This window comes from Pseudomonas sp. P129, from assembly GCF_020312195.1.
Classification (GTDB): domain Bacteria; phylum Pseudomonadota; class Gammaproteobacteria; order Pseudomonadales; family Pseudomonadaceae; genus Aquipseudomonas; species Aquipseudomonas fragariae.
The window spans coordinates 479,515-492,099 of sequence record NZ_JAGPYS010000001.1; the positions used below are offsets into that span (position 1 = coordinate 479,515).

Here is a 12,585-nt window from a genome sequence, read left to right on the forward strand (position 1 = left end):
CGCTGCGTTGTTCGCGCTCACCCGCACAGACACGGAGATGTCCTTATGCCCTCGCTTTATCTGGCTTCTGGCTCGCCGCGCCGCCGCGAACTTCTGACTCAGATCGGTGTGCCCTTTACCGTACTGAGCGCTCAGATCGACGAAACCCCCTTCGACCATGAAACCCCGGCTGCCTATGTCGAGCGTCTTGCGCTGGGCAAGGCTCAGGCCGGGCTGTCCCTGCTGCCAGCCGAACAACAGGCCTGCGTGATGGGGGCCGACACGGCGGTGGTGCTCGATGGACGCATTCTCGGCAAGCCGGTCGATGAAGCGGATGCCCAGGCCATGCTCATGGCCCTGTCCGGGCGCGAGCATCAAGTGCTGACGGCTGTCGCGCTCTGTGATCGGCAACGCAGCGACACCCGTATTGTTACCAGTCGTGTGCGCTTTCGCCCGATTCAAATCCATGAAGCTCAGGCCTACTGGACCAGTGGCGAGCCCGCCGACAAGGCTGGCGGCTATGCCATCCAGGGGTTGGCAGCGATTTTCGTCGAGGGCCTGCAAGGCAGCTATTCTGGGGTGGTGGGTCTGCCCCTGTGCGAAACCGCAGAACTGCTTGGCCATTTCGGCATACCCTGCTGGCAATGCCTGGAAGGTGACAAGTCATGAGTGAAGAGATTCTGATCAACATCACGCCGATGGAATCGCGCGTGGCAGTGGTGGAAAACGGGGTTCTGCAAGAAGTGCATGTCGAGCGTACCCAGCGTCGCGGCATCGTCGGCAATATCTACAAAGGCAAGGTTGTGCGGGTGCTTCCCGGCATGCAGGCGGCGTTCATCGACATTGGTCTGGATCGCGCGGCGTTCATTCATGCGTCGGAAATATCCATGCGTGAAGGGCCGGCGGTCGAGAGCATTGCGTCGCTGGTACATGATGGCCAGAGCCTTGTCGTGCAAGTCACCAAAGACCCGATCGGCAGCAAGGGCGCACGGCTGACCACGCAACTCTCCATTCCGTCGCGTTATCTGGTGTACATGCCGCGCACGGCGCATGTGGGCATCTCGCTGAAAATCGAGGACGAAGCCGAGCGCGAACGACTCAAGAAAGTGGTCAGTGATTGTGTTGCCCAGGAAGGTATCAAGGAAGCCGGAGGTTTCATTCTGCGCACCGCTGCCGAAGGCGCCGGGGCTGATGAAATCCTCATGGACATCCGTTATCTGCGCAGGCTCTGGGACCAGATCGGCGAGCAGATCAAGACGGTCAGCCCGCCCACGGTGATTTACGAAGACCTGGGCCTGGCGCTGCGCACCTTGCGCGATCTGGTCAGCCCGCGCATCGAGAAGATCCGTATCGACTCGCGGGAAACTTTTCAGAAAACCACCCAGTTCGTCGCCGAGCTGATGCCGGAAATAGCCGACAGGCTCGAGCACTATCCGGGCGAGCGGCCGATCTTCGACCTCTATGGGGTCGAGGACGAAATCCAGAAGGCCCTCGAGCGCAAGGTGCCGCTCAAGTCGGGCGGCTATCTGGTAATCGATCCAGCCGAAGCGATGAGCACCATCGACGTCAACACCGGCGCGTTCGTAGGGCATCGCAACCTCGAAGAAACCATCTTCAAGACCAATCTGGAAGCTGCCACGGCCATCGCCCGGCAGCTGCGCCTGCGCAATCTGGGCGGCATCATCATCATCGATTTCATCGACATGGAAGACGGTGAACACCAGCGTCAGGTGCTGCGCACGCTGGAGAAACAGCTGGAACGCGATCACGCCAAGACCAACATCATCGGCATCACCGAGCTGGGTCTGGTGCAGATGACCCGCAAGCGCACCCGCGAAAGTCTCGAACAGGTGCTGTGCGAACCGTGTCATTGCTGCGCAGGGCGGGGCAAGCTGAAGACCCCCGAGACCATCTGCTACGAAATCTTCCGGGAAATCCTGCGCGAGGCCAGGGCCTATCAGGCAGTGGGCTATCGCGTTCTGGCCAATCAGCGCGTGGTGGATCGCCTGCTCGACGAGGAGTCCGGCAACGTGGCTGAACTGGAGAGCTTTATTGGCCGCACTATCCGTTTTCAGGTAGAAACCATGTACTCGCAGGAACAATACGACGTGGTGCTGCTCTGAGGGTGCTGATCGTTTGAAATCTATGACAAGTGCCCTACGGGTTTCTGGCAGGTATGCCGTTTTATCGAGAATGATGCGTGGCGAATGAGCAAAACCTGTACCTGACCGCACCTGCGCATCCGAGCCTGACTCCGTTCGCCGATTCTGCTCTTTGCACCCCGCAGTGGAGGACCTCCTGAGATGGGACGTCTTCCTCGCCTCGTTGCAACCCTGACCCGCTGGGGGCTGAGCCTGTGCGCACTGATTCTGGTGCTTGCGGCGCTGTACGTGAGCCTCGGCCGTCAGTTGACGCCGCTGGTTGCCGAATACCGTGTCGATGTGGAAACCCGTGCCAGCAGCGCGCTGGGCATACCGCTGAGCATCGGCAGCCTGGAAGGTAGCTGGAGCCGCTTTGCTCCGGTATTGCTTGCTCATGACGTGATGGTCGGCGAGGGTGCCAGTGCTCTGCGTCTGGATCGCGTAAGGGTGGTTCCCGACCTTTGGGAAAGCCTGCTGGCGCGTGACGTGCGCATCGCTCATCTTGAAGTGGACGGCCTGCAGTTCAGCCTCAGGCAGGACAAGGACGGTGCGTGGTCGGTTCAGGGCTTGCCGGTGCACAACGACAGCCCGTTCGATCCCGAGCAGGCGCTCAAGCAGATGCAGATGGTCGCGCATGTGTCGTTGCTAGACAGCCAGGTCACGGTGCAACCGTTTGACGCTGCGCCGCTGACCCTCACCTATGTAAACCTCAGCCTGGACACCGGCAGCTATGCCCAGCGACTTGACGCACGCCTGACTCTGCCGGATGGTCAGCCGGTCGCGCTCAACGTGCGCTCGCGCATCCAGGCCAGTCAGTGGAAGGACGGCGAGGCCGATATCTACGCCAGCCTGCCGCAAAGCGACTGGGCCAGGTGGCTGCCGAAAAGCCTTACGCGCGAATGGACGCTGGCGAAGCTGCAGGCCGGCGGCGAGGTCTGGTTGAGTTGGGGCAAGGGCACCGTGCAAAGCGCGACCACGCGCCTCAATGCACCACAGGTCAAAGGCGTTTATGCCGGTCGCAAACCGTCGACGATCAATAACCTTGCGCTGAACGCATGGTTTGCACGCACTGAAACAGGTTTCGACCTGAACCTCGATTCACTGGCGATGAGCCTTGGCGACGCGCGTTGGGAAAGCCGTGTGCAACTGACGCAAACCGCCGCGACGCCTGACAGCGAAGAGCTCTGGCACGTACAGGCGGATCGTCTGGACCTGACCCCCGTCACGCCGCTGATCGACTCATTCGCGCCCCTGCCTGAAAAGGCCATGGCAGTGGTCGACGGCCTCAAGGTGACAGGCGGGCTGCGTAACGTACTGCTCGACTACCGGCCACAGGCAATCGGTGACCAGCGCCTGAGCTTTGCCGCCAATCTGGACAAGGTGGGTTTCAACGCGTATCGCGGGGCGCCGGCGGCCGGAAACGTCAGCGGTGCCATCAGCGGCGATCTGGGGCAGGGCGAGCTGCGCCTCGACACCGATGACTTCATGCTGCACCTGGACCCGATCTTCGCCAAGCCTTGGCGTTACCGGAAGGCCAATGCCCGTCTGACCTGGAAACTGGATGACCAGGCGTTCACGCTGATTGCCCCGTACATCAAGGTGCTCGGCGACGAAGGCAAGATTGCGGCGGACTTTCTGATCAAGATTCACCTCAATCATGATCAGGAAGACTACATGGATCTGCGGGTCGGTATGGTCGACGGCGACGGCCGTTACACCAGCAAGTACCTGCCGACAGCGCTCAGTCCGGAGCTTGATCACTGGTTGCGCACCGCCGTGGTCAGTGGCGCGGTCAAGCAGGGTTTCTTCCAATATCAAGGGTCGCTGAACAAGAACTCGCCCGATACGGCGCGTGTCATCAGCCTGTTCTTCGACGTCAACAACGCAACGCTGGCGTTCCAGCCGGGCTGGCCGTCGCTGACCGGGGTGGATGGCAAGGTCTACGTCGAAAACAGCGGTGTACGTGTCAAGGCAAGCAAAGGCCAGTTGCTGGATACCAAGGTCAGCAACGTGCTGGTCAATATTCCTCATGTGCCGTCAGGTCAGGACAGTCACCTGCTGGTGGACGGTAATTTTTCCGGAAACCTGATCGACGGCCTGAAGATTCTTCAGCAGGCGCCCATCGGTACGGGCAGCACGTTTGCCGGATGGCAGGGCGAGGGCCCGCTGGACGGTAAGCTGAAGCTGGATATCCCGCTGGCCAAGGGCGTCGAGCCAAAGGTCGTGGTGGACTTCAGCACCGACAATGCGCGCTTGAAACTGGCCGACCCGGTGCTGGAGCTGACTCGCCTGAAAGGCGACTTCCGTTTTGACAGCTCCAGCGGGCTGAGTGGCAAGGGCATCAAGGCCCAGGCATTCGATCGCCCTGTGACCGCAGAGATCGCCGCCGAGGGCAAGCCTGGCGACAACGTGACGCGCATTGTGGCGAACGGACAAATCACCTTGAAGCGGCTCACCGATTGGCTGAACGTGACCCAACCGCTGCCGGTCTCCGGTGACCTGCCATATCAGTTGCAGCTGATTCTGGACAGCAAGGACAGCCCGCTGGTAATCAACTCCACGCTCAAGGGCGTGGCGATCGATTTGCCCGCACCGTTTGGCAAGACCGCCGAGCAGGAGCGTCCCAGCGAATTTCGCATGACCCTGCAAGGCGCGGAGCGCAGGCTCGGCGCGGCCTATAACGATCAGGCCAACTTTGCGTTCGCAGCACCGAATGGCAAGTTTGCCGAAGGTCGTGGCGAGCTTTATCTGGGGCGCGGCGGGGCGATCGTGCCGGACGCCAAGGGCTTGCGGATCCGTGGAGAGTTGTCCGAACTGGACATCGCGCCCTGGCAGGAACTGGCCGCTCGCTACACCGGGAATGATCCGGGCGGCAACGCAAAACAACTGCTTAACAGCGTTGATCTGCAGATCGGCAAGCTGACCGCGATGGGCACCACACTCAATGACGTGCGTGTCCAGTTGCAGCGCAACGCGGCAGCCTGGGCCCTGTCGCTGGACAGCGCAATGGCCAAAGGCACGGCAACGCTGCCCGACGCCAAGTCTGCACCGATCGGCGTCAACATGCTCTACGTTCGACTGCCTGCATCAGATCCGACAGCGACCGTGGTGGAAAACGCGCCTGATCCTCTGGCGGATATCGACCCGCACAATATCCCTGCGCTGGACGTGAAGATCTCCCAGCTGTTTCAGGGCGATCAGTTGCTCGGGGCCTGGGCATTGAAAACCCGGCCGACGCCTGCCGGCATGCGCATGTCGGACATGAGCCTGGGGCTCAAAGGTATTCTGCTGGAGGGTGACGCTACCTGGGAGGGTACGCCCGGGGCCAGCAGCAGTTCGTTCAAAGGCCGTCTGGCGGGCAAGAACCTCGCGGATGTGCTCAAGGCGTGGAACTTCGCACCCACTGTTACCAGTGAACGCTTCGAGATGAACGTGGACGGGCGCTGGCCGGGTTCGCCTGCCTGGGTTGGTCTGAAGCGCTATTCCGGCAGTCTGGATGCCACGTTGAACAGAGGCCAGTTCGTCGAAGTCGAGGGCGGTGCTCAGGCATTGCGGGTGTTCGGGCTGTTGAATTTCAACTCCATCGGCCGGCGTCTGCGTCTGGACTTCTCCGACCTATTGGGCAAAGGCCTGAGCTACGACCGGGTCAAAGGGCTGTTGGTCGCCAGCGACGGTGTCTATGTGACGCGCAACCCGATCACCCTGACCGGGCCGTCGAGCAATCTGGAGCTCAACGGTACGCTGGACATGGTCCGCGATCGTGTCGATGCGAAGCTGCTGGTGACCTTGCCGGTCACCAATAACCTGCCTATTGCTGCACTGATTGTCGGCGCGCCGGCCATTGGCGGGGCGCTGTTTCTGGTCGACAAGCTGCTGGGCGACCGGGTTGCGCGTTTCGCCAGCGTGCAATACAAGGTCGAAGGGCCCTGGAAAGAGCCGAAGATCACCTTCGACAAGCCATTTGAAAAGCCCCAATAGCGTCTCATGGAGTACAGTGGTGGCCATCTCATTCAGGAGCGGGTTGCCATGTCCTTCGCGGTGATTCAGATGGTCAGCCAAAGCGATGTCCTGGCCAATCTGGCCAGCGCCCGACGTCTGCTGGAACAGGCTGCCGACGGTGGCGCGCGGCTGGCGGTACTGCCCGAAAACTTCGTCGCGATGGGGCGCCGTGACGTCGCCGATATCGGGCGTGCCGAGGCTCAGGGGCACGGACCGATCCTGCCATGGTTGAAACTGGCCGCTCGCGACCTCAAGTTATGGATTGTTACCGGAACCTTGCCACTGCCGCCGGATGAGCGGCCGGATGGCAAGGTGACGGCGTGTTCGCTGTTGATCGATGAGCACGGTGAGCAGGTGGCCCGTTATGACAAACTGCATCTGTTCGATGTGGATGTCGCTGACAACCGTGGCCGCTATCGTGAATCGGATGACTATGCTCATGGGAGCAGGGTGGTGGTGGCCGACACGCCGGTGGGGCGTCTGGGGCTGACCGTCTGTTATGACCTGCGCTTTCCCGAACTGTACACCGCGCTGCGTGAAGCCGGTGCTGAACTGATTACCGCGCCGTCAGCCTTCACTGCGGTAACGGGGGCCGCGCACTGGGACATTCTGATCCGCGCGCGTGCCATCGAAACCCAGTGTTACGTGCTGGCGGCGGCACAGGGCGGGGTCCATCCGGGACCTCGCGAGACTTACGGACACGCGGCCATCGTTGATCCATGGGGCCGCGTACTGGCCGAGCAGGCACAGGGTGAAGCGGTACTGCTGGGCACACGTGACAGTGAAGAACAGGCGTCCATACGGGCGCGGATGCCGGTGTCCAGTCACCGGCGCTTTTTTTCGCAGGACGCCATGCGGCCTGCTTCGGAGTGAATATGAGTGATCTGTCCTCAGTCAGCGAACACCTTCTGGCACCCGGCGGCCTGAACCTCGACAGCCTGCAGTCCGTGCTGGGCGATCTGGCCGGACCAGGCATCGACGCGGCCGATCTGTATTTTCAGGGCATGATCTCCGAGTCCTGGTCGCTCGAAGACGGGATCGTCAAGGAAGGCAGTTTCAATCTCGATCAAGGCGTGGGCGTGCGTGCCCAGTCGGGTGAGAAAACCGGCTTTGCGTACAGCAACGCGATCACCGCCGAGGCCCTGCGCACCGCCGCACAGGCCGCGCGCTCTATTTCCCGCGCAGGCCAGAATGGTCGCGTGCAGGCTTTCACCTCGCAGGACGTGGCACAGTTGTATGCCCCGGACAACCCGCTGGAAGTACTGAGCCGCGCCGAGAAAGTCGAGTTGCTCAAGCGCATCGACGTCGCAACGCGCGCGCTGGACTCGCGTATCCAGCAGGTTTCGGTGAGCATGGCCGGTGTCTGGGAGCGCATCCTGGTGGCCGCCGCGGATGGCAGCCTGGCCGCCGATGTGCGCCCGCTGGTGCGTTTCAACGTCAGTGTCATCGTCGAGCAGAATGGCCGTCGCGAGCGGGGCGGGCATGGCGGCGGCGGGCGTACCGATTACCGTTATTTCCTGACCGACGATCGCGCCATGGGCTACGCCCGTGAGGCCCTGCGTCAGGCACTGGTCAACCTGGAAGCGATTCCTGCACCGGCAGGCACCTTGCCGGTGGTACTCGGCTCTGGCTGGTCCGGTGTGCTGCTGCACGAAGCGGTCGGTCACGGCCTTGAGGGTGACTTCAACCGCAAGGGCAGCTCGGCCTACAGCGGGCGCATGGGCGAGATGGTTGCGTCGAAACTCTGCACCATCGTCGACGACGGCACCCTGGCGGGGCGTCGTGGCTCGCTGAGCGTCGATGACGAAGGCACACCAACCGAATGCACTACGCTGATCGAGAACGGCGTACTCAAGGGCTACATGCAGGACAAGCTCAATGCACGCCTGATGGGCGTGGCCCGCACCGGCAACGGCCGTCGCGAGTCCTATGCCCACCTGCCGATGCCGCGCATGACCAACACCTACATGCTGGGCGGGCAGAGCGATCCACAGGAAATCATCGCTTCAGTGAAGCGCGGCATCTACTGCGCCAACCTGGGCGGTGGTCAGGTGGATATCACCAGCGGCAAGTTCGTGTTTTCGACCAGTGAGGCCTATTTGATCGAAGATGGCAAGATCACTGCGCCGGTCAAAGGCGCGACCTTGATCGGTAACGGGCCGGAAGCCATGAGCAGGGTATCGATGGTGGGTAACGATCTGTCGCTGGACAGTGGCGTCGGCACATGCGGGAAGGATGGCCAGTCGCTGCCGGTCGGTGTGGGTCAGCCTACGCTGAAAATCGACGCGATTACCGTGGGTGGCACCGGTAGCTGAAGGTGAGTCGGGGCCGGCTGCTTGCTGCCGCCGGCCCCGAGGGCGAAGTCAACGCAGACCGCGTTGAAGTTCGTCCAGCTCACGGATGTATTTGAAGATTTTGCGGCTGGTGGCCGGCGGTTTGTTGCGTGCAACTTCGTGTTGCGCCTGACGGATCAGCGAACGCAGCTGCTGACGGTCGGCATCGGGGTATTCGACAACGAATTTCTCGAGGTCGGCGTCATCGCCCGCGATCAGGCGGTCACGCCAGCGCTCCAGATTGTGGAAACGTTCATTGTATTGGCGAGTGGAGGCATCGAGTTGGTCCAGCAACACCAGAATGGCTTCCTGGTCCTGATCGCGCATCAGCTTGCCGATGAACAGAATGTGCCGCTTTCGCGCGATGTTCGCCGTGTGCTTGGGCGCTTCGGCCAGGGCCTTGCGCAAAGCGTCGGTCAGCGGCAGCTTGGCCAGCACATCGGCTTTGAGTGTTGTCAGTCGCTCGCCGAGGTCGACCAGAGCATGCAGCTCTCGTTTGACCTGGGTTTTGCTTTTCTCCCCGTCGAGGGAGTCGTCGTAAGAATCAACCATGGGGGCAGTCCGCAAAGAAACGCCGCCATGATAACCAGTCGTGGGCCGCTTGTCCGGCCCGGTCGGTACTCGGCCTGTGCTGAAAGAAGAATTTGATGGAGAAAGTCATGAGTGCAACCCAAAGCGTCGGCCCACAAGCCTTGCCCGAGCTGCAGGAACAGGTCGAGCAGATCATTGCCGAAGCCCGGCGTCAGGGCGCCAGCGCCTGCGAAGTCGCAGTCTCGGTGGACCAGGGGCTGTCGACCTCGGTCCGTCAGCGTGAAGTTGAAACCGTCGAGTTCAACCGCGATCAGGGCTTTGGTATCACCCTGTATGTCGGGCAGCGCAAGGGCTCGGCCAGCACGTCGGCAACCGGTGCCGATGCCATTCGTGAAACGGTCGCCGCTGCACTGGCGATTGCCGAACACACCTCCGAAGATGACAGCTCCGGGCTGGCTGACGCTGCGCTGATGGCCAAAGAGGTTATGGATTTTGACCTTTATCACACCTGGGACATCACGCCCGAGCAGGCCATCGAGAAAGCGCTGCTCTGCGAAGCGGCGGCCTTCGATGCCGACAGCCGCATCAAGAATGCCGACGGCACTACGCTCAATACCCATCAGGGCTGCCGTGTGTACGGCAACAGCAATGGCTTCATCGGTGGCTATGCGTCAACGCGGCACAGCCTCAGCTGTGTGATGATCGCCGAGGGCGAAGGTCAGATGCAGCGCGATTACTGGTATGACGTCAACCGCCAGGGCGAGCTGCTGGCCGATGCGCAGAGCATTGGTCGCAAGGCGGCGTTGCGTGCAGCGAGCCGTCTGGGCGCGCGTCCTGTGCCGACCTGTGAAGTGCCGGTGCTGTTTGCTGCAGAGCTGGCAGGCGGCCTGTTCGGCAGCTTTCTCGGCGCCATTTCCGGGGGTACCCTGTATCGCAAGTCGTCGTTCCTCGAAGGCGCGCTGGGTCAGCGCCTGTTCCCTGAGTGGATGACCATTGATGAGCGCCCGCACCTCAGGCATGCGATGGGCAGCTCGGCGTTCGACAGCGATGGTCTGGCGACCTTCGCCAAACCGTTCGTGGCAGGTGGCGATCTGGTTTCCTATGTGCTGAGCACGTATTCCGGCCGCAAGCTGGGCATGCCGAGCACCGCCAACGCGGGCGGTGTGCACAACCTGTTCGTTAGCCATGGCTCGGACGACCAGGCTGCGCTGATCCGGCGCATGGGACGTGGCCTGCTGGTGACCGAATTGATGGGCAGCGGTCTGAACATGGTCACCGGCGACTATTCACGCGGCGCGGCAGGCTTCTGGGTCGAGAACGGCGAGATTCAGTTCCCGGTTCAGGAAGTGACCATTGCCGGCAACATGCGCGACATGTTCAAGCAGATCGTCGCCGTTGGCAGCGATCTTGAGCTGCGCAGCAACATCCGCACCGGCTCGGTACTGATCGAGCGCATGATGGTGGCGGGGAGCTGACAGATCCCCGATTCAGGCTATCGTTCCTCACGCTCCCGCGTGTGAATGCAGTTCACGACGCTCTGCGTCGTCAAGAGGACGCAGAGCGTCCGGAAAGGCATGCGACGCGGAGCGCCGCACGATAGTTGAGGTTATCGTTCCCTACGCTCCAGCGTGGGAATGCAGTTCACGACGCTCTGCGTCGCCAGGATGACGCTGAGCTTCTAGAAAGGCATGCGACGCGGAGCGCCGCACGATAGTTGCGATGGTCGTTCCGCACGCTCCAGCGTGGGAGTGCAGTGCTCGACGCTCTGCGTCGCAAGAGGACGCAGAGCGTCCGGAAAGGCATGCGACGCGGAGCGCCGCACGATAGTTGAGGTTATCGTTCCCTACGCTCCAGCGTGGGAGTGCAGTTCACGACGCTCTGCGTCGTCAAGAGGGCGCAGAGCGTCCGGAAAGGCATGCGACGCGGAGCGCCGCACGATAGTCAGGCTGATCGTTCCTCACGCTCCCGCGTGGGAATGCCGTTCGTGACGCTCTGCGTCACCCATCCACCTCCGGTTTTGGCCGCCCATAACCTTCGTCCGAACCCGCGTGTTACGTCTCCCTCAAAGCATGTTCACGCTCACCGGCGCAAGGCGGTGAAGCGATCGGGCTTGTGTTGATTCTGTATCTCATTTAATAATGAATATCATTTCTAAAATGAACTGCGATCATGGGGTCTGTTCTGCACGAGTTGTCTTATCTGGAAACCAGCGTGGCTTGAGTCTGCGGATTCGTTGTGCGCTTGAAACCGACGAGCCTCGGCTGATCGAGCATTACCTCGCCGAGGGGCGTTACCTGGCGCGATTGAGCGCCCCGCCCCGGCCCATGGTCGCTGCCCAGTCAATGTTCCTGGAGGTACCTCATGCAGCATTGGAAACGCACCATCGAGCTGGCCAATCGCTGTTTCAATCTTGGCGACTGGGTCGAAGCTCGCGAGTTGTACCTTCAGGCGCTGGCGTTGGCGCAGGTCTTGTTCGAGCGCTGGGCGGATGTCGATGAAGCGGTCGCGGCCTGTGTGATTTCTCACCATAACCTGGCGGATCTGCACCTGAGTCTGGGCCAGCCGGAGGAGAGCGCCGAGTACCTGTGTGCCATCCACCAGCACCTGTTGCAGACCATGCAGAATCAACGCCTCCCGCCCGCGTTACGCGAGGCAGCCTTGCGCCACAGCAGCAAAACATACGCCGAGCTGCTGAGTTTCATCAGCGAACACGGCGAATACCCGCGCACTCATCGGTTGCTGAACAGCGGCAGCGAGCACACCCGTTCATCGCTACAGCGCCATTCGGCAAGCCCTTCCGGACTTTTCTACGGAGCACATTGAAATGCCATACACCTTGCCTGCACTGCCTTACGCATACGATGCCCTTGAACCACATATCGATGCGCAAACCATGGAAATCCACTACACCAAGCATCACCAGACGTACATCAATAACCTCAATGCCGCGGTCGAAGGGACGGAGTTCGCCGACTGGTCGGTGGAGAAGCTGGTGGCCAGTGTCCAGCAGTTGCCTGAAAACCTGCGTCCAGCGGTGATCAATCAGGGTGGCGGCCATGCCAATCACTCGTTGTTCTGGGAAGTCATGGTGCCGGGCGGCGGCGGCTTGCCCACGGGCGCTGTCGCGTCTGCCATCAATGAGCAACTGGGTGGCTACGAAAGCTTCAAGGAGGCATTCACCAAGGCCGCATTGACCCGTTTCGGCAGTGGCTGGGCATGGCTGAGCGTCACGCCTGACAAAAAGCTGGTGGTGGAAAGCAGTGGTAACCAGGACAGCCCGCTGATGAACGGCAACACGCCGATTCTGGGGCTGGACGTGTGGGAGCACGCTTACTACCTGCGCTATCAGAACCGTCGTCCCGAATACATCAATGCGTTCTACAACGTGATCAATTGGGATGAGGTGTCCCGCCGTTATCAGGCCGCTCTGGCCTGAGCCTGGCAGCCGGACCCAAGGCGGCGTATGCGCTCCGGATTCCTCACGCTCAGCAATGTGCGGTTATTTCGTCTGGCAGTCGGGAGCGTGCTGCTGTTGGCGGGTATGGCGCTACTGATTGCCCACGGGCTGAGCTGGATGCGCGTGCAAGGCTGGTGGTGACGGA

Annotated in this window: 10 protein-coding genes; 9 read left to right on the forward strand and 1 reads right to left on the reverse strand. The window is 61.4% G+C overall.

Annotation, left to right across the window (positions count from 1 at the left end; all coding sequences use genetic code 11):
* Positions 1-45: 45 nt before the first annotated feature.
* The 5 genes from KBY02_RS02145 to tldD all read left to right on the forward strand — a co-directional run bounded on the left by KBY02_RS02145 (position 46) and on the right by tldD (position 8,434).
* The gene (locus KBY02_RS02145; protein ID WP_024659424.1) at positions 46-648 is read left to right on the forward strand and encodes a Maf family protein; all 603 of its coding nucleotides are present in this window, start codon (positions 46-48) and stop codon (positions 646-648) included.
* The gene (gene rng, locus KBY02_RS02150; protein ID WP_003364105.1) at positions 645-2,102 is read left to right on the forward strand and encodes a ribonuclease G; all 1,458 of its coding nucleotides are present in this window, start codon (positions 645-647) and stop codon (positions 2,100-2,102) included. Before KBY02_RS02145 ends, rng begins: the two co-directional genes overlap by 4 nt.
* Before the next feature lie 180 nt (positions 2,103-2,282).
* Positions 2,283-6,098 (forward strand): YhdP family protein, encoded by a 3,816-nt coding sequence (locus KBY02_RS02155; protein ID WP_225649738.1) that lies wholly within the window; start codon positions 2,283-2,285, stop codon positions 6,096-6,098.
* 48 nt (positions 6,099-6,146) lie between these two features.
* On the forward strand, positions 6,147-6,992 hold the full coding sequence (locus KBY02_RS02160) for a carbon-nitrogen hydrolase family protein (RefSeq protein WP_024651012.1): 846 nt from the start codon (positions 6,147-6,149) through the stop codon (positions 6,990-6,992).
* A gap of 2 nt (positions 6,993-6,994) precedes the next feature.
* Positions 6,995-8,434: a metalloprotease TldD gene (gene tldD, locus KBY02_RS02165; protein WP_003400228.1), complete on the forward strand. Its 1,440-nt coding sequence runs from the start codon at positions 6,995-6,997 to the stop codon at positions 8,432-8,434.
* A 48-nt stretch (positions 8,435-8,482) separates the two neighbouring features.
* On the opposite strand, the gene yjgA is transcribed toward tldD, so the two are convergent.
* The gene (gene yjgA, locus KBY02_RS02170) at positions 8,483-9,004 is read right to left on the reverse strand and encodes a ribosome biogenesis factor YjgA (protein WP_003364101.1); all 522 of its coding nucleotides are present in this window, start codon (positions 9,002-9,004) and stop codon (positions 8,483-8,485) included.
* A 107-nt stretch (positions 9,005-9,111) separates the two neighbouring features.
* On the opposite strand from yjgA, the gene pmbA reads away from it, so the two are divergent.
* The 4 genes from pmbA to KBY02_RS26100 all read left to right on the forward strand — a co-directional run bounded on the left by pmbA (position 9,112) and on the right by KBY02_RS26100 (position 12,581).
* A complete protein-coding gene (gene pmbA / locus KBY02_RS02175; RefSeq protein ID WP_024651013.1) occupies positions 9,112-10,458 on the forward strand; it encodes a metalloprotease PmbA in 1,347 nt (448 codons plus the stop codon).
* 886 nt (positions 10,459-11,344) lie between these two features.
* Positions 11,345-11,806: a tetratricopeptide repeat protein gene (locus tag KBY02_RS02185; RefSeq protein WP_003400234.1), complete on the forward strand. Its 462-nt coding sequence runs from the start codon at positions 11,345-11,347 to the stop codon at positions 11,804-11,806.
* Position 11,807: 1 nt separating this feature from the next.
* Positions 11,808-12,419, forward strand: a complete 612-nt coding sequence (locus KBY02_RS02190) for a superoxide dismutase (protein WP_011268863.1) — start codon at positions 11,808-11,810, stop codon at positions 12,417-12,419.
* A gap of 27 nt (positions 12,420-12,446) precedes the next feature.
* Entirely contained in the window at positions 12,447-12,581 is a 135-nt protein-coding gene (locus tag KBY02_RS26100; RefSeq protein ID WP_003400238.1) for a hypothetical protein, read from the forward strand.
* The last annotated feature ends 4 nt before the right edge of the window (positions 12,582-12,585 follow it).